Source organism: Paenibacillus ehimensis NBRC 15659, from assembly GCF_004000785.1.
GTDB lineage: Bacteria > Bacillota > Bacilli > Paenibacillales > NBRC-103111 > Paenibacillus_G > Paenibacillus_G ehimensis.
On sequence record NZ_BILX01000001.1, the window covers coordinates 80,908 to 99,893 of the forward strand.

Annotated in this window: 18 protein-coding genes; 12 read left to right on the top strand and 6 right to left on the bottom strand. The window is 59.0% G+C overall.

Annotated elements, in window-relative coordinates; translation table 11 throughout:
- Positions 1-40 precede the first annotated feature (40 nt).
- The 3 genes from PEH01S_RS00375 to PEH01S_RS00385 all read left to right on the top strand — a co-directional run bounded on the left by PEH01S_RS00375 (position 41) and on the right by PEH01S_RS00385 (position 1,481).
- On the top strand, positions 41-238 hold the full coding sequence (locus PEH01S_RS00375; RefSeq protein WP_127483550.1) for a hypothetical protein: 198 nt from the start codon (positions 41-43) through the stop codon (positions 236-238).
- A 17-nt stretch (positions 239-255) separates the two neighbouring features.
- Positions 256-1,074, top strand: a complete 819-nt coding sequence (locus PEH01S_RS00380) for an IucA/IucC family C-terminal-domain containing protein (RefSeq protein ID WP_025850855.1) — start codon at positions 256-258, stop codon at positions 1,072-1,074.
- 86 nt (positions 1,075-1,160) lie between these two features.
- Entirely contained in the window at positions 1,161-1,481 is a 321-nt protein-coding gene (locus tag PEH01S_RS00385) for a DUF2325 domain-containing protein (RefSeq protein ID WP_025850854.1), read from the top strand.
- A gap of 60 nt (positions 1,482-1,541) precedes the next feature.
- Here PEH01S_RS00385 and PEH01S_RS00390 read toward each other — a convergent pair whose 3' ends face one another.
- Together PEH01S_RS00390 and PEH01S_RS00395 are read right to left on the bottom strand one after the other, a co-directional pair.
- On the bottom strand, positions 1,542-2,228 hold the full coding sequence (locus PEH01S_RS00390) for a FadR/GntR family transcriptional regulator (protein ID WP_127483551.1): 687 nt from the start codon (positions 2,226-2,228) through the stop codon (positions 1,542-1,544).
- Positions 2,225-2,605, bottom strand: coding sequence for a DUF2500 domain-containing protein (locus PEH01S_RS00395; RefSeq protein WP_127483552.1), 381 nt, complete (start codon positions 2,603-2,605; stop codon positions 2,225-2,227). The genes PEH01S_RS00390 and PEH01S_RS00395 overlap by 4 nt, the downstream gene beginning before the upstream one ends.
- A gap of 209 nt (positions 2,606-2,814) precedes the next feature.
- Here PEH01S_RS00395 and PEH01S_RS00400 point away from each other — a divergent pair, with 209 nt between their 5' ends.
- The 4 genes from PEH01S_RS00400 to PEH01S_RS00410 all read left to right on the top strand — a co-directional run bounded on the left by PEH01S_RS00400 (position 2,815) and on the right by PEH01S_RS00410 (position 7,856).
- Positions 2,815-4,347 carry an FAD-binding oxidoreductase gene (locus PEH01S_RS00400; protein WP_127483553.1) on the top strand — a complete coding sequence of 511 codons (1,533 nt, stop codon included), beginning with the start codon at positions 2,815-2,817 and terminating at the stop codon, positions 4,345-4,347.
- Positions 4,348-4,350: 3 nt separating this feature from the next.
- Complete coding sequence (locus PEH01S_RS00405; protein WP_127483554.1) at positions 4,351-5,724, top strand: (Fe-S)-binding protein; 1,374 nt, start codon at positions 4,351-4,353, stop codon at positions 5,722-5,724.
- A 13-nt stretch (positions 5,725-5,737) separates the two neighbouring features.
- Entirely contained in the window at positions 5,738-5,884 is a 147-nt protein-coding gene (locus tag PEH01S_RS34405; protein WP_164827592.1) for a hypothetical protein, read from the top strand.
- Between the two features lie 271 nt (positions 5,885-6,155).
- On the top strand, positions 6,156-7,856 hold the full coding sequence (locus tag PEH01S_RS00410; RefSeq protein WP_164827594.1) for a methyl-accepting chemotaxis protein: 1,701 nt from the start codon (positions 6,156-6,158) through the stop codon (positions 7,854-7,856).
- An 80-nt stretch (positions 7,857-7,936) separates the two neighbouring features.
- On the opposite strand, the gene PEH01S_RS00415 is transcribed toward PEH01S_RS00410, so the two are convergent.
- Together PEH01S_RS00415 and PEH01S_RS34410 are read right to left on the bottom strand one after the other, a co-directional pair.
- Positions 7,937-9,562, bottom strand: coding sequence for a methyl-accepting chemotaxis protein (locus tag PEH01S_RS00415; protein ID WP_127483556.1), 1,626 nt, complete (start codon positions 9,560-9,562; stop codon positions 7,937-7,939).
- Positions 9,537-9,677: a hypothetical protein gene (locus PEH01S_RS34410; RefSeq protein ID WP_164827596.1), complete on the bottom strand. Its 141-nt coding sequence runs from the start codon at positions 9,675-9,677 to the stop codon at positions 9,537-9,539. Before PEH01S_RS34410 ends, PEH01S_RS00415 begins: the two co-directional genes overlap by 26 nt.
- A 186-nt stretch (positions 9,678-9,863) precedes the next feature.
- On the opposite strand from PEH01S_RS34410, the gene PEH01S_RS00420 reads away from it, so the two are divergent.
- Entirely contained in the window at positions 9,864-10,322 is a 459-nt protein-coding gene (locus tag PEH01S_RS00420) for a VOC family protein (protein WP_036714558.1), read from the top strand.
- A gap of 139 nt (positions 10,323-10,461) precedes the next feature.
- On the opposite strand, the gene PEH01S_RS00425 is transcribed toward PEH01S_RS00420, so the two are convergent.
- On the bottom strand, positions 10,462-11,301 hold the full coding sequence (locus PEH01S_RS00425; protein WP_127483557.1) for an alpha/beta fold hydrolase: 840 nt from the start codon (positions 11,299-11,301) through the stop codon (positions 10,462-10,464).
- Positions 11,302-11,590: 289 nt separating this feature from the next.
- The gene (locus PEH01S_RS00430) at positions 11,591-13,861 is read right to left on the bottom strand and encodes a helix-turn-helix domain-containing protein (RefSeq protein ID WP_127483558.1); all 2,271 of its coding nucleotides are present in this window, start codon (positions 13,859-13,861) and stop codon (positions 11,591-11,593) included.
- A gap of 391 nt (positions 13,862-14,252) precedes the next feature.
- On the opposite strand from PEH01S_RS00430, the gene PEH01S_RS00435 reads away from it, so the two are divergent.
- From PEH01S_RS00435 to PEH01S_RS00450, 4 genes are all read left to right on the top strand, one after another.
- Positions 14,253-15,782 (top strand): extracellular solute-binding protein, encoded by a 1,530-nt coding sequence (locus PEH01S_RS00435; protein ID WP_127483559.1) that lies wholly within the window; start codon positions 14,253-14,255, stop codon positions 15,780-15,782.
- 189 nt (positions 15,783-15,971) lie between these two features.
- Positions 15,972-16,940: an ABC transporter permease gene (locus PEH01S_RS00440; protein WP_127483560.1), complete on the top strand. Its 969-nt coding sequence runs from the start codon at positions 15,972-15,974 to the stop codon at positions 16,938-16,940.
- Between the two features lie 18 nt (positions 16,941-16,958).
- A complete protein-coding gene (locus PEH01S_RS00445; RefSeq protein ID WP_025850843.1) occupies positions 16,959-17,825 on the top strand; it encodes a carbohydrate ABC transporter permease in 867 nt (288 codons plus the stop codon).
- 53 nt (positions 17,826-17,878) lie between these two features.
- On the top strand, positions 17,879-18,964 hold the full coding sequence (locus tag PEH01S_RS00450; RefSeq protein ID WP_246062744.1) for a glycoside hydrolase family 88/105 protein: 1,086 nt from the start codon (positions 17,879-17,881) through the stop codon (positions 18,962-18,964).
- Positions 18,965-18,986: the final 22 nt, after the last annotated feature.

An 18,986-nucleotide genomic window follows, 5' to 3' on the forward strand; every position in this document is an offset into this window, starting at 1 on the left:
TATTGAGAATCATTATCATATAATATAAGGAGGGCCGTCCGTGGGTTTGCTGTATGAGCTGATCAGGCAAAGAAACCTTAGCCGGGCAGGCAGCATTCCGGACCGTTCGACTCCCGTCAGACCACAGCCGCAGCCGGAAGAGCGCCGGTACGGTTCATACATAAAGAGGGTATCGGTTCAAGGGTCGGAAGAGGGGAAGGCTCAGGGGAGCATCGAAAGTGCGCCTGAGCGCAAATAAAAGGAAGGGGAAGGGACATGGAGCAGGCAAGGAACGAAGCGCTGGCGGAGCGGGCTCTCGGCGAGCTGGAGGCGCAGTTTTTTTTCATACGGGGGCTTCCCGATGAGGGGGAGCTATCGGTCAAGCTGGCACAGCTGTTCGAACGCCGGCATGCGGACATGCTTCTGGTGAAGTACGGCAAGCACATTCGCGCGTTGGATGAGCAAGCGCCGGCCACTTATTTTAGCGGCTGGCTCGGGATGCTGTGCGCGGCGCAGCAGTATATGATCAGCCGGTATGATGCGGCGTTCGACTTTTCGCCGGGCAATCTGACGGTGAATTTGTATCAAAAGGAAGGCCGGCCGGTGTTCGGGTTCCGGCTCCATGACGCGAAGACGTTGTCGGTGCCTGCGGGGGACCGGGCCGGGTGGAGACGTCAAGTGCTCACCGCCTTGTATGGAGAGACGCTTCGGCCGCTGCTCGTATCGTTGGCGCAAGCGGCAGGGCTCGATGCGGGGCAATTATGGGGACAGATCGCGACCCGGATGTACTATGTACGTGATATGACTCTTGCCCAAGCGGATAGCGAAAAGCTTCGGGCCAAGCTGACGGAGGACTTTCAGGCGCTGCTGTCCGACTTGACGCCGGACGTGTTCGGCCGGCCGCGGCACCCGCTCGATGTGAAGTTCCGCTACGTCGACGACCCGCGCAAGCCCGGAGAGCGGCTGCGGATGAAAGTCAGCTGCTGTCTCGCTTACAAGACGGATACGGACCACGGATATTGCTATACCTGTCCGCGGATGAGCGGCACTGAGCGCGAAGAACGGAAGCTCAAGCTGCTCGCGGGCGCGAAATAACGAGAATCGAAGGCAGACACGATAAAAATACACGCACGAAAGGCTCTCTCAGGAGATTGCCCGTTAACGAAAAGGAGGCTCGAAACATGCCGTCGATTTTGGTCGTAGGAGCGGATCATTTGGGCAATATGCCCGATCATCTGGCGAATATCGGTTTTGACGAAGTGATGCATATGTCCGGACGCAAATGCCAAATGGTGAAGAAGGGGATTCCGGAAAAGGTGGACGCGGTGCTTGTGCTGACGGATTACGTCAACCACAATCTGACCAAAGCCATCAAGCAGCAAGCGAAGGAACAGGAAGTGCCGATTTATTATGCGAAGCGTTCGTGGTGCTCGGTGCAGAAGGCGCTCTGCTCCTGCGCGGACGGCTGCGAATGGCTGAAAAAGGGCGGAGCCGCCCATTAAACGCAGAATGCCCGCCGGAGGATGCCGGCGGGCTTTTTCGTTAAGAGAAGCCCTCTGCCATCAGGCTTCGTAGGTTAAGCGGCGAAGCATCTGCTCCACCTTGCGCAAGTGGGAGGCGACGCGTTCCCGGGCAAGGGCGGCGTCCTGCAGCCGGACCGCGTCGACGATGGCCCGGTGCTCTTCGGAGAGCCGGGTCGTCTGGCTCTGCTCCGCGAACAGCCACAGCCGGCGGCTTTCCCGCATTGCCGGACCCATGGTCAGGAAGAGCGTCTCCAGCGTGCGTACGAGCAGCTCGTTGCCGGAGGCTCCGGCCAGCTTCAGGTGAAACCGGATATCGCATTGCTCCAGCTTGTCCTCGTCCGTCAGGAAAGCCATGTCGCCGAGGATCTTGTCCAGTTCGTTCAAATGGTCGTTGCTGCGGCGCTCCGCGGCCAGTGCCGCGCCTTCGGTTTCCAGAATGAAGCGCAGTTCAAGCCATTGCCGGAGCTGCTCCACGTTCCCGATCTCGGGCGCTTCGATCTGAAGCGCGCCGCTATTGCGGAGCACGAACGTTCCGCCTCCGTGGCGGACGTCCACCCAGCCGTGCGCTTTAAGCGACATGAGCGCTTCCCGGATCGTGGAGCGGCCGACGCCGAACTTCACGGCCAGCTGCTCGACCGAGTCGATCCGGGAACCGACCGGCCAGACGCCCTGCTCAATCTGCTCGCGAAGGGCGTCGGCGACGATTTCATAGCCTTTGCGGATCATGAATGCTCTTCCTTTCTCATGCGGACAAAATCGATGAAGCGGGTGCCCTGATACGTCAGCTCGCCGAAGTCCCCTTCGACCATCAGTCCGTATTGGGGGCCCTTCAAAGGAAGCTCCACGCGCCTGCCGTCCTCGAATTCGAAGGTCGCGTAATATCTCGTAAACGCACTCGAATCTCCGGACCCTCCCGACACCTGCGTGCGTTTAGCGACGACCCGGCCGGGGACGGTGAGACGCTCGGACGCATTGTTGGCGGACCAGACGGAGACGGAAGAGAAAATTCCGTACAAGACTGTGCCTACGATCAGCACCAGGATAAGTACAAAGAAGAAGATGAAAAAGGGCGGAGGCCCCCAAGGAGATGGAAAAAAATCCACGGCATTCCCTCCAATCGAGACGTGACCGAACTAAAGCGGCGTTAGGCATACTGCGGTAAGGTGCAGGATTTCCCTTATTGTACCATGTTTGCCCGGGCGAATCATGTCGCCCTGCGGGGCGTGTTGAGCATTGACGGAGGAAGCCGGGTCCTTTTATAATAAAGTCATCAGATGACCTGATTAATTCAGGGCATACGGGAGGGAACGCTTTGCTCGCTGCAACGGTTTGTCAAGAATTAAGAAGGATTGTCGGGGACGCCTGGTTCCGCGACGATACCGAGACGCTCGTTTCTTACAGCTACGATGCTACGCCGCTGTATCAATCGATGCCGGACGGCGTTATTTTTCCCGCTTCGACGGAAGAAGTGGCGGCGGTGATGCGCGTCTGCGCCCGGCACCGGATTCCGGTGGTCACCCGCGGGGCGGGCAGCAATCTGTGCGCGGGCGTCGTGCCGCTGCACGGCGGGCTGATTATGGTCATGACGCGGATGAACCGGCTGCTGGAGATCGATCAGGACAACCTGACGGCGACGTTCCAGACGGGGCTGAATACTAAGCGCTTTCATACGGCTGTCGAGGAGACGGGACTGTTTTATCCGCCGGACCCGAGCAGCATGATCATCTGCACGATGGGCGGCAACATCGCTCTGGGCGCGGGCGGACTGCGCGGGCTCAAGTACGGCACGACCAAGGACTACGTCATCGGGCTTGAGGCGGTGCTGGCGAGCGGCGAGGTGCTGCGGACGGGAGGCAAGCTGGTGAAGGATGTCGCGGGCTACGACTTGACGAGGCTGCTCGTAGGCTCCGGGGGGACGCTGGCGATCTTGACGGAAGCGACGGTCAAGCTTGTCCCGAAGCCGGCGTACCGGCGGGCGATGATTGCGGTGTTCGCCGATTTGCCGGCGGCGGCGCGGACGGTGTCGCAGATTATTGCGAACCGGATTACCCCCTGTACGCTTGAGTTTATGGACCAGGCGACGATCGAGGTGGTGGAGGCGTTCGCCAAAATCGGCCTTCCGGTCGATGCGCAGGCGATCTTGGCGATCGAGCAGGACGGCGACGAGGCGCAGGTGGAGAAGGACCTGCAGCTGATCGAGGCGATCTGCAGACGCGAAGGGGCGATCCAGGTGAAGGTGGCCGCGACGCCGGAGGAAGGGGCCAAGGTGATGGAAGCCCGGCGCAGCGCGCTGGCGGCGCTGTCTCGGCTGCGGCCGACGACGATTCTCGAAGACGCCACCGTGCCGCGCTCGAAGATTGCCGACATGGTGCTGGAGGTGCAGCGCATTGCGGCGAAGCACAACTTGCGGATCTGCACGTTCGGCCATGCGGGAGACGGCAACCTGCACCCGACGGCGATGACCGATGCGCGGGATGCGGAGGAGATTCACCGGGTGGATCTGGCGTTCGAGGAAATTTTCGACGCAGCGATCCGGCTTGGAGGCACAATCACCGGGGAGCACGGCGTCGGGCATGTCAAAGCGCCGTATCTCGAATGGAAGGTCGGCGCCTCCGGCATCAGTCTGATGAAGCGGCTGAAGCATGCATTCGACCCGGACGGCTTGCTCAATCCCGGCAAGCTGTTCGCAGAGACGCGCAAGCGCATTGTGTTGAAGTCGGAGTCGGGGGCGGGAACTGAATCGGGCGGAGTCGAAGGGTTGGAGCAAGCCGACGCCGGAGAAAAGGGCCCGCCCGGAGGCTCGTTTGAGGACGGCCGCGGGCCGAACGCGAAAGGCGGTGCGTGACGCATGGGCACGGAGATCAAAGCATTGACCGAGAAGCTGCGGCTCACGCTCGATCCCGATCAGCTTACCAATTGTATGCGCTGCGGCTTTTGCCAGACAGCCTGTCCGACGTTTCAGGAGACGGGACTGGAGGCGGCCTCGCCGCGGGGGCGGATCGCGCTGATGAAGGCCGTCTACGACGGCACAATGGAGCCGGATGCGGCGTTCCGCTCGCAGATGGACCTGTGCCTCGGCTGCCGCGCTTGCGAGCCAGCCTGCCCGTCGGATGTCAAATACGGTCAGCTCATCGAACAGGCCCGCGAGTCGATCGCGGCGGTAACCGCCGAGCGGTGGCCGGTGCGGACGGTGAAGCGGCTGTTCATGGAGCGGCTGTTTCCGCACCATGGCCGGATGCGGCTGCTCGGCTCGTCGCTGAAGCTGTACCAAACGAGCGGATTGCGTAAGCTGGCGCGCGGGCTCGGCGTCATGAAGCTGTTCCCGGCGCATATGCGCGAGATGGAAGCGGTGCTGCCGCAAGCGGCCGGCGACGGCGTCATCCGCCGTTGGGAGAAGCTCGGCCTGCCTGCCCGTTGGGAACAGGCCGAAGGCGGACAATCGCTGCTGGTGATCCCGGCCGAAGGCGAACGACTCGGGCGGGTCGGGATGTTCCGCGGCTGCATCATGGATGTGCTGTTCACGGAGACGAACGTGAACACGATTAAGCTGCTGCGCTTGGCGGGCTACGAGGTTGTTGTCCCGGCCTCGCAGACGTGCTGCGGCGCGCTGCACGCCCATGCCGGCGAACGGGAGAGCGCCCGCCGTCTGGCCCGGACCAACATCGCCGCCTTCCGCGCGGCCCGCGTCGATGCCGTCGTCAGCAACGCCGGAGGCTGCGGCGCCACCCTGAAGGAGGCGGACCACCTCCTCCGCGGCGATTCCGAAGAGGCGGAGGCCCGCCGGTTTGCTTCGCAGGTCCGCGACGTGTCGGAGCTGCTCGCCGAAGGGCGTCCGCTGCCGCTGAAGCCGCTCGGCCAGGGGGCGGGGCAGGTGACGGTTACGTACCAGGACTCCTGTCATCTGCGCAACGTCATGCGCGTCGCATCGGCCCCGCGGCAGCTGATCCGGAACGTGCCCGGCGCAACGCTGCAGGAGCTGCCGGACGCCGACCGCTGCTGCGGCTCCGCCGGGATCTACAATTTGACCCAGCCGGAAATGTCCGCCAGCGTGCTGGATCATAAGATGGAGCAGGTGGAGCGCACCCGGGCGCACGTCATTCTGACGGCGAATCCAGGCTGCCTGCTTCAAATGAAATGGGGCGTTCACCGCCACGGGAAAGACAAGAAGATGCAGGCGATGCATCTGGTTGATTTTCTCGCCGAATCGGCGGGGGAGAGATAGTCCGCTGCTTTGCATGACAACCGGCATATCCGCAACGATATGCCGGTTTGTCGTGCCGTCGGCGCAAAAAAAGCCGCAAGCCGGAACTCCTGCAGCCATGGACGCTCTACGGCCGGACGTTCGCGATCTCAAGCGAAGCTATGCGCCTGCCGCCAAGTGAAGCAGAGCTTGCCCTCTTAAGCCTCCGCCCCCTGCAACAAACCCTCTCCGGGCCGCTTAAGCACAGTGGTTTAAGCCGCTCCCGCTCCCGTCCCCCCATCGGCTCTAACGTTTCAGGTCTACCTTTCACGCTACTTCTTCCGCCGCCGTATCCTGTTTTCCCGTTGAGTTTGTCGAAAAAAATATAAAATGCATCTCAAGTTTTTGTCTAAAAATGTCGATAAATATGTTGAAAAATGTCGAATAAAATCAGGACTTCAGGGGGACTGCGGATGAAGATTTCAAGCTGGTTAAAGGTGATGGGGGGACTTTTATTGATACTATCGCTGCTCAACTGGTACAGCGTCAGCAAGCTGGAGAACGGCATCGCCCAGGAACGGCTGGCGGTACAACGGCAGGCGCAGTTCAAGCAGCTCGGTTTCGACTTGAAGAACGGCTCCGATTACTTGACCGACGAGATGAGACGATATGTCCAGTTCGGGGACAAGCGGCACCATGATAATTATTGGAAAGAGGTCAACGAGACCAAGTCCCGCGATAAGGTCATCGAACAATTGAAAGCGCTTGACGCTCCGCAGGAAGAGCTGGATTTGATCGAGAAAGCCAAGAGCAGCTCCGACACCTTGATTAAAACCGAAGAAGCCGCCATGAAAGCGGTGGAGGAGAAAAATTTCGACACTGCCCGGAAGCTGATGTTCGGAGAGCAATACGATGCCAGCAAAAAAGAAATTATGGGGTATATCCAGCAGTTTCAGACCAAGATGAACACGCGGGCGCAGCAGGAGTCGGACGCAGCCCGTCAATCGGCAAGCGCCATGATGAGCTTCGCCGTGATTCTGCTGGTGGTGACGTTCTTGACCTTGTTCGGCATTTTTACGTTGATATTTATCAAGCTGCGGCCTTTAAAAACGGTTAATGAAAAAATTGCCGAGTTGGCCGGCAACGGCGGGGATCTGACGGCCAGGCTGTCCTCGAATACGAAGGACGAGATCGGCGAAATCGCCGGCTCGCTTAACCGGATGCTCGACAGTCTGCACGGCATGATCAAGGAGATTACCGGTACCTCGGAGAAGGTATGGGAGACGTCGGAGAAGCTGATGGCCAACACGAAGCAAACCTCTGCCGCCACCGAGGAAATCGGCAAGCGGATGGCGGTGATCGAGCAGGGGGCCGTCATTTCGGTGCAGAACACGCTGGACGGATCGCGGGCCATCGAAGAAATGGCCAAGGGCGTGCAGCGGGTGGCCGAATCGGCGACTGAGCTGTCCGAGGCCGCCGCGGATACGGAGAAAGAAGCAGTGGACGGCTTCGGACATATGGAGCAGGCCAAGCGGCAAATGGATCAGATCGACGATTCCGTTAACCAATCCGCCCGGATCGTGTCCAAGCTGGACGAGCGTTCGTCCCACATCGGGCAAATTGCGGACACGATCGCCACGTTGTCCAAGCAAACGAATCTGCTCGCGCTTAATGCTTCGATCGAAGCGGCCCGGGCGGGCGGGCATGGCCGGGGCTTCGCGGTCGTAGCGGCGGAAATCCGCAAGCTGGCGGAAGGCTCCGCTGCCTCGGCAGGACGGATCGCCGAGCTGCTCCAGGAAATTCGCAGCGATTCGACGGAAACGGTCAAAGCGATGCACCGGGTAAGCGAAGAGGTGGCCTTGGGCAGCCGCAAGGTACGGGATGCCAGCGATTCGTTCCAAAAAATATTGCAGGCTACCAAGGAAGTCGCCGCCCAAATCCAAGAGGTTTCGGCCATTTCCGAGGAGATGGCGGCAGGCTCGGAGGAAATCGCCGCCTCCGTCTCCGATATGGCCGATGTGGCCAGAGAATCCTTGGACGGCGTACAGATCGTCAATAACAAAACCCAAGCGCAAACCGCCTTGGTGCGGGAGGTTTCGTCCTTGTCCGAAGGACTGAGCCGGGAGGCGGAAAATCTGGAGACACTGGTCCGCAAGTTTAAAATACAGCCATGAAGCACAGGTGGGAAATGGAAAAGGGAGGAAGCCCGCACGCCGAGGGGACTTCCTCCCTTTTTTGGACGCAAAAACGTCTCCTACAGTTTGAACCGGTTGACCAATTCGGACAAATCCTGCGCTGTCCGGCTTAACGATTCCGCAGACGAAGCAATTTCTTCGGCAGAGGCGAGCTGCTCTTCGGTGGTAGCGGCGATCGTCTGCGCCGACTCGGCGGCCTGTCTCGCGATCTGGTTCATCTCCGAAGCGGAAGCGGACACCTGCTCCGAGCTTGCCGCCATTTCTTCGGCTGCCGCCGCCACTTCCTGAATTTTGCCGGATACGTCGCTTGCGGTACGGGTGATTTGCTGGAACGCTTCATCCGCCTCGGTAACGGCTTGGAGGCCGATGCGAACCTCCGACAAGCTGCGGTTCATCGTGAGCACCGCTTTGGACGTATCGGTTTGAATCTGCGAGATGATGTCCGAGATGCTTTGAACGGCTTCGCCGGATTGCTGGGCGAGCTTCTTCACCTCGTTCGCGACGACGGCGAAGCCTTGTCCGTGCTCTCCCGCTCTTGCCGCCTCGATGGAGGCGTTGAGCGCCAGCAGGCCGGTTTGCGAAGCGATGTCGTTAATGATCTGCAGAATGCTGCCGACGTTCACGGAATGCGTCTCCAAAGTCTTGATATCGGCGCCCGCCTGCCCGACCGATTCGCTCAGGGCGTTCATTCGGCTTCTCGCCGCTTGAATGGCGTCATTGCCATGCTGCGCTTGGATGGCGGATTCCTGGGACAGTTCGGACACGTCCGACGTCGTTTCGGCGATGCGCTGAATGCCTGCCGCCATCTCTTCCATCGCTCTTCCGGTTTCGTCCGAGCGCATCAGCTGACTCTCCGTACCGGAGGCCATCTCTTGGATGGACAGCGTGACGGTTTTGGTCGCTACCGTATTTTGCTCCGAGCTGGCCTGCAGCTCCTCGGAGGAAGCGGCAACCGTCGAGGAGGCCTCTTGAATTTGCGTCACGGTCATTTTTAGATGGGATACCATGTCGTTCAGGGAAACAACCAGACTCCCGATCTCGTCCTTTTGCTTGACCGAGAGCGGTTCGACCGTCAAATCTCTGCCGGCCACCCGGTGCAGCGCTTCGGATACAAGCTTCACGGGCTTGGATATGATGCGGTTCATGACAACGACCAGGACGATTCCGATGACCACCGAAATGGAGATCAACAAAATCGTTCGTTGAATATTGGTTTCGTAAATTTCCCGGCTTTCCTGCGTTGCCGTCTTGGCGCCTTCGTTATTGATTACGATCATCTTATCCAGCAGCTTCTGCATTTCGTCGTACGTTTGCTGGGATTGCGTCATCAACGCCGTCAGTTCTTTTTCCTGCTTCGCCGCGCCTCGCACCAGGTCGATCTGCTTGCCCAGCGCTACGGTGCGGTCGTAGACTTCTTTATAGCTATTCCATTTCGCCCGAAGCTGCTCCGCATTGAGGCGATCTTCGTCGCTTGCGTACGTCTCGCCGTACAGATCCAATTCCTTGTCGATTTCGACAAATGTAGCATCGGCTTCCTGAATGAATTGTTGTTTTTTGGCGACTTCCGGATTGGTTAAAATTTTATGCTGCAGAACAAGAACGTGTTCCGTCAAGTAGTTTACGTTATTGGCAATTCCTACTCCTGACAGCCAAGCGCCGCTAATTTCGTCCGTCTTGGCTTGCATTTTTTTCCTCCCGGCTCAGCGAAACGAGGCCGAAGCTGGCCAGCAGCAAGATCAGGAGGAGAAAAGACAAGAACAGCTTTCTCCCGACCGATAGCATGAAGTGATGTTTCCCCATTATGTTTCTCTCCTTTGTTGTGGTCATCTCCTTTTTCATCGACACAATTCGATCGAATCATTAGGTATTTTCTGGGTAATTTTTTTTGTTGTTAAAATAAACTGGAAACATATGGGTATTTATGTGATTTTGTGCTACACTGTCACCGAAAGGGAGGATTCTAATTTTAGAAAGGTGGCGATCCCTGTGATCAAAGGGCTGTACGAAGCTCATTTGCCGGTAAAAGATCTGAAGCGCTCCATCGCGTTTTATGAAAGCGTCGGTTTGGAAGTGGCGCATCAAGGCCCCGGCCTGACATTTTTGTGGATTGAGAAAGGGAAGAGCTGGCTTGGTCTGTGGGAGGCGGAACAGGTGAACGTCCCGTATCATGCGTCGTTGAGGCATGTTGCCTTTCAAGTGGAGCCCGAGGATATAAAGCGGGCCAAACAATGGCTTGCGGACAAAGGGATCGAGGTCAAGGAAGCTTTCGGGTTTGCGCCGACGGGACCCATCGTGCTGCCCAACCGTCCCCACGCGCACGCGGCCATTTATTTTGAGGACCCGGACGGCAATTTGCTGGAGTTCATTTGTCCGATTGAGCTGGACACGTCTTCATTGACGCAAATGATCTACTTGGAAGAGTGGGAGAATAAGCCGAAAAGCTGATCGGGCGGAGAGAACCGGATCAGCTTCCCAGCAAGCCCGGCCGGCCGCCATGCGGGAACGCGTCGCCACCGGAACTCGCGCGTGCCAGAGCCCGGAGCTTCGGAGCGGGTAATCGGGGCCGCCCCCGTGAGGCTTGCTGCTATGCACCGGCGCCCGGCAGCTTCTCCCGCTCTATCGTATCGAGCCAGACGCCGACATGGCGCTGCACCAGCTCCCGCTGCTCGATCTGGAGCAGATGGCCGGCCCCGTCCAGCACGGTAAAGGTTGCCCGTGGGAACGATTCGAGCACGGCTAAATGATCCTTGTACCCGCAGATGGCATCCTGCCGTCCGAGGAGAAACAGCGCCGGCTGCGAAAAACGGCTGTTCTCCGGGATGGGATCGCATTGAAAATGGTACCCTTGCGTGCGCCAGTCGGAAGACAGAAACGCGCGGTCGGCGAGCAGCCGCCCCGGCTGCCATTCCTCCCGGAAAAGCTCCCAGTTCGCCCGCGATTGCACGGTGGCCAACGTTTCGAAGGCCGCCCGAACCTCAGGCTCAAGCTCCGCCAGCAGCGCCTCGTCCCGGACGGGCACGCTTCGTTCGGGGAGGGTGCGGATTTTCCGGTGAAGCGCCGGAGCGAGAAGACACAGCCCGTCCGCCCGGCGGTGCTCCGCGCGCCAAATTCCCTGCGCCATGTAGCCGCCGAACGACATCCCCATGAGCGCGAACCGTTCGTTTTCCGACAGGATCGACCGGATGCCGTTCAGCAGAACCGACAGCAGGTCGTCGGACGTCTTCATCCAAGGCTCTACCGGGCTCCGTCCGTGAGCCGGAATATCGACGTAGATCCGCTTCCACCCCGGCCGCCGTTCGAACAGAGGCTCCATCCACGCCATCATCGACCGGTGGTCGGTCGCCAGCGCATGCAGCACGATCAGCGGGTATCCGTCGCCACGAGTTTCGTAATAAAGAGGCGGATTTGCTTTTTCGGTAGTCATTAGCTCTGGCCCTCTTTCCTTAATCAGTCGTCGTGAAAATAGCGCACGACAGATGCTTTAGTTGGCCTAAGTATACTTCAATTCGAACAATAGAGGAACTACGATGAGTTATTGACCGAAAGACAGGCGGGCGAGATAAAATTCGACATGACTAACGAACGTATGTTCCTCTATCTTCTTGCCGAATGCATTCGCTTAATGATAACGCATCCGCGTTCCTTTATTTCTCCAAGCCAGAGCATGTAAGCCCTGCCTGTCTATAAAACGCTCCGCCCCCCTACGAGCCGTCTCATCCCTCTCCCCGCGATTCTTTGCGGTATTGCCCCGGGGGCATGCCGACGATCTTCTTGAACGTGCGCGAGAAGTTCTGCGCGTTGCTGTACTGCAGCCGCGAGGCCATCTCGTCAATGCTCATCTCCGTATGCCGCAGCCATTGCTTCGCTTTGGCGATGCGGCTGGCGAGCAGGTAGTCGGAGAACGTGGCTTCATGCACTTCCTTCAGCGCCTGCTTGCCCAGCGTGACAGGGAGGCCGAGCGCCTTGCAGCAGCTTTCCAGCCGGACGTCTTCTTCGTTGTGGGCATCGATGAAGCCGGTTAGCTGCTCGGCGGCACGCTGCATAAGTCCGCGGTGCTCCTCCTCCAGCTCGCCGATGAGCATATCGCATGCGCGCGTCTTAAGCCAATCGCCCCACTCCTCCAGCGTGGACAGCTCCAGCCATTCCGCCGCTACAGGCTCCGCCAAGGGGCGGGAGAGCGACTGGCCGACCGAGCGGTACAAGAACAGCGTCAGGTCGATCATTCGCGATTGCAGCCACTGGTAGTGAATCGTTCGAATTCCTTCCAATTCGCGCAGCCGGTCGATATAACCGTAAGCCAGACCGCGGTCGAGCGAACGGACGGCGTACAGAATATCGTTTTCCAGCTCCCGGAACGAGAACGGCATTTCGGGAGAGTCCGTCTCGCCGCCGAATTCCTCAATCGGGATCACTTCGTTTTTTCCCGCCACCAGCTTATGCTTCAGCGCTTCTTCCGCTTCCTGCGAAGATACGTTCAAATAAGCGTAATCCTTGCGTATGCGGCTCACGCCAATGGAGACGGTAAACGGAAAATAGTGCCGGATGAAATCGCGGATCGTTTGCGCCGCCTCCCGCACCGCGGTTTTAGCCTCTTCCGGCGCTGCCGGAGGGAGCGTGAGCGCCGCCATGAAGCGGTCCTCCCCCCAAACGGCTACCATACCGCTGCCTTTCGTATCGATGACCTCTTGAATGACGCTGGAAATTCCGTATTTGAAGTAGTACAGATCGATCTCGGAATAGAGCGTTTCCAAGCTGCGGTATTGGTCGATTTGAACGGCGAGGCAGCCGAATTCGCCTTCCTCCGCCAGCGGAAGCTGATAGCGCTCACACTTGTCGCGGTCCTGCTGCGAGCGGATACCCTTGAGCAGCAGGCTGCGGAAGATGGTCGCTTTGATTTCCGGCGTCAGCTCTTTGATCCTCTCCTGCAGCTCGTCCCGGTTCGCTTTGATCCGCTGCACCGTATCGTAAACGTGCCGGAATTCGTCCGGGGCCGGGGCGGAAGGACGGACCGGTTCGCCGGAGGACGTGCCTGCGCGCGCAGTGCCGCTATCGTCCACCAGCGAGACGAGCTCGCTCCAGCCGCGCCACAGCCGCCCCGTCGCCAGCAGGGTCACAAGCACGGCAAGCGCCAGCAAGAGGCCGGCGATGGCGAAGATGACGTTGCGAAGGCTGCCGATTTTGGCGAACAGTACGTCATTCGGAATCGTGAACCCGAATATCCAGTCTTGGTAGGACGGGGGCAAGTACGCGACGAACAGGTCGTCCGCCGCCTTCGTTCGGCCTTCCTTGATCAACGGGACAATTTCGCTTTCCAATATCGTCCTGTTCAGAGCGCCCCGGGCCTGCAAAATGTCCCGGCGCTCGTCCAATATAAAGTAAGTCCCCTGTTTTCCGTCTGGCAGTCCGAGAATGTGATCGAAAAATTGCTGATTCAAATGGACGATCATTAATAAATCCTGCGTCGTCTGGAAAACGGGCAGTCTGCGCACGTACACCGTCGTCGGCGTATCATGGACCGTCAGATTGAGCAGGGCGACCTTTTTGCCCGTCTGCTCGAAGGCTCCGATCACGTTCAGGTAGTCGTCCTGAAACGCTGTCACCTGCCGGTTCGTGCTGAACAACCGGCCGCTCGATACGCGGTACAGCGTGATGTTGTCCACGTCCTCCAGCGACGTTTGCATGCGAAGCATCGTTTCCTGCACGCTGATCAGCCCGATCCCGTCCTCTTCCGTCCATGGGGAGGCGAGGCTTTCGACGGCGGGCAGCTTCTCGAATTGCAGGATGGCCTGATCGATTTGTTTAAAATAGCTGGACACCCGGTCCTGCGTCCGCTGCAGCGAGCTGCGGTACGCCTTCTCTACTTCCTCCGACAGACTTCGGGTGGCAACGAGATATACCGTAAAACCCATCGCCATAATGCAGAGAGCGCTGAGCAGCAGCATGACGATGACGGTTTGTGCTTTTTTTGAGCGCTGCAGCCGCATGCCGGTTCCCTCCGTTTCTGTCAGAGCCGCAGCCGTCGGCGCGCAGGCGCGTACGAGCTTCTGCCGGCTCTCTTGCTGTTCCGGTCGCTAAAACGCATCTTAACAGTACAATGAAAAATTATAGCACAGGAAGTATCATTTCCGGCAAATCGGACATTTTCGCGTTTTAACACTTGCCGGCCCGGGGGAAATCCGGCCTTTGAGGCGCGGCTCGGGCGTATGGTCATTTGAACGGAAATCGCGGATACGCGGTTTTGACGATTGCGGCGGACGGCGGGCGGGGGTACAGTAAAGGCATGGCAGGCCGGCCGAACTGAGCAAGGGAAGCACTAGACCGACATGAAGCAGAGAAAAGGGGTTGGACACATTGCTTAAGCCTGGGTGGAAGCGTATGGAAAAACGCGTCGGCGCCGCAATGCTGGCTGTGGCTTTATTGGCCGTCACGGCAGGCTGCGGAGGCGGGGATGCCAAATCCGATGGGAAAGGCTCCACGGGAGCGGCGTCGGACGGACCGGTCAAACTAAAGCTGGCCTACGATTACGGGAACACGATCCCGAGTACGTCGCCGGACAGCAACGAAGCGCTGAAATTTTTGCAAACGAAGCTGGGGGTTCAATTCGAGCTGAACGTGAACTCGTGGGAGATTTATAAAGAGAAGATCCGCGTGCAGATCGCCTCGGGCGACATCCCGGACGCCTTCGCCTGGCGGTCCATGGACGACTTTATCGTCGGCATGATCAAGGCGGGCGAAATCGTTCCGCTCGACGACTATATCGACAAGTACCCGAACCTGAAAAAGCAGAAGGATCTCTATATCACGAAGTATCAGAACAAAACTTACGCCATCACGAACGTGCGCAATCCGGTCGCTTCCGGCGACATGCCGATGATCCGCAAGGACTGGCTCGACAGCCTGGGGCTGCAGCCGCCCAAAACGACGGAGGAGCTCTACAGCGCAGCCAAAGCGTTCGCGACGGGCGATCCGGACAAGAACGGCAAGAAAGATACGATCGGCATTCAGATCGGTTATGCCAACAATGCGTTCATCGGCGTCAGCGGGCTGCAGCAGCCGTTCGGGATTCAGGACAAGTGGGTGAAGCAGGGCGACAAGTATGTGCCGAATTTTGCGACGCCGCAATTCAAGGAATGGCTGGAATGGATGCAGAAGGCGTTCAAAGACGGCTTGATCGACCCTGACTTCGCGGTGACCGACGGCCGGACCGCCGAATCGAAGGTCGTCAGCAAAGGGCAATCAGGGATTTTCTTCCAATATGCTTCGCGAATTAACGATTTCGAGGACAACTATAAGAAGTCGAATCCGAACGGCAAGCTTGTTCCGTTCGAGCCGGTGAAAGGGCCGTACGGCCAAGGGGCAACCGGACGCGTGAACTACGGCGGGTTGTTCGTGACGAAGAAGGCGGCGCAGGACCCGGCCAAAATGCAGAAGCTGATGGAATGGCTCGACTTTGGCGCCAGCCCCGAAGGCGAGCAGTTCAACTTGTACGGCGTAGAGGGTGTCCACTACACGAAAAAAGACGGCAAAAACGAAGTGAACGCCGAATTGACCAAACGCGACATGCCGGGCGCATTCCTGTGGACGCTGCCGGTCGGTAAGACCGAGGAAGTGTTCGTCGTCAAGAAAAACAGTGCGGAAGCGCAGAAGCTCGTGTCCGACGGCAACTTGATGCTGGAGAAATTTTTGAAGCTTCCCGTGCCGCTCGACTTTGCGTTCTCGCCGACACGTTCGAAGTACAACGCCGAGGCCGACGCGTTCATCAACGGCAGCATCGTAAAAGTGATTATGGGCAGCCTGAGCGTGAACGATTGGGACGGCATCGTGAAGCAGTGGTACGACCGCTTTGAAGGAAATAAATGGATGGACGAAATCGCCCAGGCCGCAGGGTCCGGCAATGCGAAGTAATCCGGGAATACGAGACGGAAACGTCGGCGCACCAAGCCGGCGTATCCGTCATGCGCAAAAACGGGCCGGGCTGCGCCGGAATGCGCATGACGGAGGAAGCGTAAGCTCGCTCGGATGAGACAAAACGGGGCGTCAGAACTCTGCGCGCACCCGAACAAACACCGCAATCATAAGGAAGGGGGACATTCCATGGCAATCCAGCCGAAAAGCGCGGCATGGAACGCTCCGGGAACGGGGGCGGCGGCCAGGCCGGGACGCTCGCGCCTCGCGAAGAAGCTGTGGGCGGACCGCTACATGTATTTGCTGGCGCTCCCGGGCATGGCGTTTATTCTGCTGTTCGATTACGTGCCGATGTACGGCATCGTGCTGGCGTTTCAGGACTATAACCCGTTTGCGGGCGTGCTGCACAGCGATTGGGTCGGCTTTGCGCATTTCGAGCGGCTGTTCAAGCATCCGGACTTCTGGATGGTGCTGCGCAATACGCTGGTCATCAGCTTTTTGAATTTGGCGCTGTTTTTTCCGACGCCCATTGTGCTGGCGCTGCTGCTTAACGAGGTGCGGATCGCCTTTTACAAGAAGACGATTCAGACGATCGTCTATTTGCCGCATTTTGTCTCCTGGGTCGTCATTTGCTCGCTCACCGTGACGCTGATGAACTCGGAAGGCTTGATTACGCAAATCGTCAAGGGGCTCGGCTTTGAAAACGTGCAGCTGCTGCTGGATCAACGGCTCTTCTGGGGCGTCATTACGGTACAGAGCATCTGGAAGGAAGCGGGCTGGGGCACGATCATTTTCCTCGCTGCGCTGGCGGGCATTAATCCGGAGCTGTACGAGGCGGCCCGCGTCGACGGGGCTACGCGCTGGCAGCAAATCCGCTCGATCACGATCCCCGCGCTGATGAACACCGTGGTCGTCCTGCTGCTCCTGCGGATCGGGCACATTATGAGCTTGTCGTTCGACCAGCTGTACATGATGGGCAATCCGATGGTCATGCAGGTGGCGGAAGTATTCGATACGTATGTGTTTAAAGCGGGCGTGCTGCAGGGCAACTTCAGCTTCGCCGCTGCGGTCGGCTTGTTCAAGTCGGTCGTCGGGCTCGTGATGATTCTCGGCTCGAACTGGCTTGCGAAGAAGACGAGCGACAATTATCTGTTCTAGGAAGGAGGCGGAAGCCCGATGAAACCGCAAAAAGGCCGGCTGTTCGAAGCGGTCAACGGAGTCCTGCTCGGTCTCTTGGCGCTGCTGATGATTTTTCCGTTCTGGAATGTGCTGGTGACTTCGCTGTCCTCGCCGCACTTGGTGTTCGAGGGCCAGCTGCTGCTGTGGCCGAAGGGCTGGTCGACCATTGCTTACGATACGGTGTTTAAAAATCAACAGTTCATTCAAACGTTCAAAAATACGATCTTCGTGACCGTTATCGGCACGGCGCTCAGCATGCTGCTGACGACGACGCTTGCCTACCCGCTCTCCAAAAAATCGGTGCACGGCTCGACGGTCATGCTGTTCATTGCCTTCTTCACGATGCTGTTCAGCGGGGGCATCATCCCGTCTTACCTGCTGGTGAAGGAGCTGCACATGCTCAATACGCTCTGGGCGCTGATCGTGCCAAGCGCGCTCAGCGTCTTCAATCTGATGATCATGGTCAGCTTCTTCCGGTCGGTGCCGGCGGAGCTGGAGGAATCGGCGAAGATGGACGGCTGCAACGATATCGGCGTGCTCGCGCGGATCATCGTACCGATTTCGCTGCCGGTCCTCGCGACGCTGACGCTGTTCTACGCGGTATCGAAGTGGAACATCTTTTTTCAGGCGGTCATGTACAACAGCGCGGTGGATAAAATGACGCTGCAGGTGCTGCTGCGGCAAATTCTCGTGCAGATGACGAACGAGGCCGTCGATGCGGCCATGAGCGGCGATACGCCGCGGATCGGGGTGTCGGTCAAAATGGCGATGATCGTGATCGCGACGGTGCCGATTCTGCTGATTTACCCGTTCCTGCAAAAATATTTTGCCAAAGGAACGATGATCGGGTCGATCAAAGGATGAAATCACCCATAGGAACGCAGGGACGTTAGATGAAGAAAGGGGCCAGACCGACCATGGACAACCAACAGCTGCTCGCCAAAGCGCAGCAAATTTATCACTATATGGTGACGGCGCCGGAAAGCGACTGGCAGCGCAACATGTACAACTGGGACTGGAAGCCGGGCGTCGGGCTGATCGCAGCGGTGAAATACGGGCAGGCGACCGGAAACCCGGAGGTGCGCGATTATTTGTGGCGCTGGATGCGGGACAACCGGCACAAGGCGGCGGAGCTGCGCGTCATGAATTCGACGGCGCCGTTCGCGGCGCTGACGGAGCTGCTGCGCGAGCAGCCTGATGCGGAGGCGGGATGGATGGAGCTGGCGCAGGAGCACGGCCGTTGGCTGATGGAGGAGGCGCCGCGCACGTCGCAGGGCGGCTTCGAGCATACGGTAACCGAAGGCGTCGACTTCCCGGAGCAGATGTGGGCGGATACGCTCGTGGTCGGCGGCTTGTTTCTGGCGCGGCTCGCTTCGCTGACAGGCGACCGGACGATGGCGGAAGAAGCGGTCCGTCAGGCGGAAATCCATCTGCGGCTGCTGCAGGACGAGACGACGGGCGTGCTGTTTCACGGCTACGACGGGCGGCGCGGCGATCATATGTCGGCGGCGCGCTGGGGCCGCGCGAACGCTTGGGTTGCCTTCGGCGTGCCGGAAATCGTGCATGAGGTACGGGGGCTGGCCGAGGTGCCCGCAGAGGTGGAACGGAGGTATACGAGGCTGCTGGAAGGGCTGCTGCGCTTCCAGACGCCGAACGGGATGTGGCATACCGTGCTGGACCGGGACGATTTTTATTTGGAAACCTCGGCAACGGCGGGGATCGGCTACGGGCTGCTGCTCGCTCTGAAGCACGGGCTGGCGCCGGATGCGGCGCTGCGGGCGAAGCTGGAGGCAGCCGTCCGCAAGGCGGCGCAGGCCGTGCTCATCCACGTGGATGTGTACGGAGCGGTGCACGGCGTGTCCGGCGGGACGCCGGTCATGCCGACGGTGGAGGCGTACAACGAAGTGAAAATCACGCCGACCCCGTACGGTCAGGCGCTGGCCCTGCTGCTGGCCAGCGAGCTGCTGATCGAGGGGAATGAGGGCGGACGGGCTCTTGGTTGAACAAGACGAGACCAGTCGGGAG

Bases quoted from the DNA above. Each gene is read 5' to 3' on its own strand.
- PEH01S_RS00410 (WP_164827594.1), top strand. From the start codon at position 6,156: ATGAAGATTTCAAGCTGGTTAAAGGTGATGGGGGGACTTTTATTGATA.
- PEH01S_RS00415 (WP_127483556.1), bottom strand. From the start codon at position 9,562: ATGCAAGCCAAGACGGACGAAATTAGCGGCGCTTGGCTGTCAGGAGTA.
- PEH01S_RS00385 (WP_025850854.1), top strand. From the start codon at position 1,161: ATGCCGTCGATTTTGGTCGTAGGAGCGGATCATTTGGGCAATATGCCC.
- PEH01S_RS34405 (WP_164827592.1), top strand. From the start codon at position 5,738: ATGACAACCGGCATATCCGCAACGATATGCCGGTTTGTCGTGCCGTCG.
- PEH01S_RS00390 (WP_127483551.1), bottom strand. From the start codon at position 2,228: ATGATCCGCAAAGGCTATGAAATCGTCGCCGACGCCCTTCGCGAGCAG.
- PEH01S_RS00430 (WP_127483558.1), bottom strand. From the start codon at position 13,861: ATGCGGCTGCAGCGCTCAAAAAAAGCACAAACCGTCATCGTCATGCTG.
- PEH01S_RS00405 (WP_127483554.1), top strand. From the start codon at position 4,351: ATGGGCACGGAGATCAAAGCATTGACCGAGAAGCTGCGGCTCACGCTC.
- PEH01S_RS00435 (WP_127483559.1), top strand. From the start codon at position 14,253: ATGGAAAAACGCGTCGGCGCCGCAATGCTGGCTGTGGCTTTATTGGCC.
- PEH01S_RS00445 (WP_025850843.1), top strand. From the start codon at position 16,959: ATGAAACCGCAAAAAGGCCGGCTGTTCGAAGCGGTCAACGGAGTCCTG.
- PEH01S_RS00425 (WP_127483557.1), bottom strand. From the start codon at position 11,301: ATGACTACCGAAAAAGCAAATCCGCCTCTTTATTACGAAACTCGTGGC.
- PEH01S_RS00380 (WP_025850855.1), top strand. From the start codon at position 256: ATGGAGCAGGCAAGGAACGAAGCGCTGGCGGAGCGGGCTCTCGGCGAG.
- PEH01S_RS34410 (WP_164827596.1), bottom strand. From the start codon at position 9,677: ATGGGGAAACATCACTTCATGCTATCGGTCGGGAGAAAGCTGTTCTTG.
- PEH01S_RS00440 (WP_127483560.1), top strand. From the start codon at position 15,972: ATGGCAATCCAGCCGAAAAGCGCGGCATGGAACGCTCCGGGAACGGGG.
- PEH01S_RS00450 (WP_246062744.1), top strand. From the start codon at position 17,879: ATGGACAACCAACAGCTGCTCGCCAAAGCGCAGCAAATTTATCACTAT.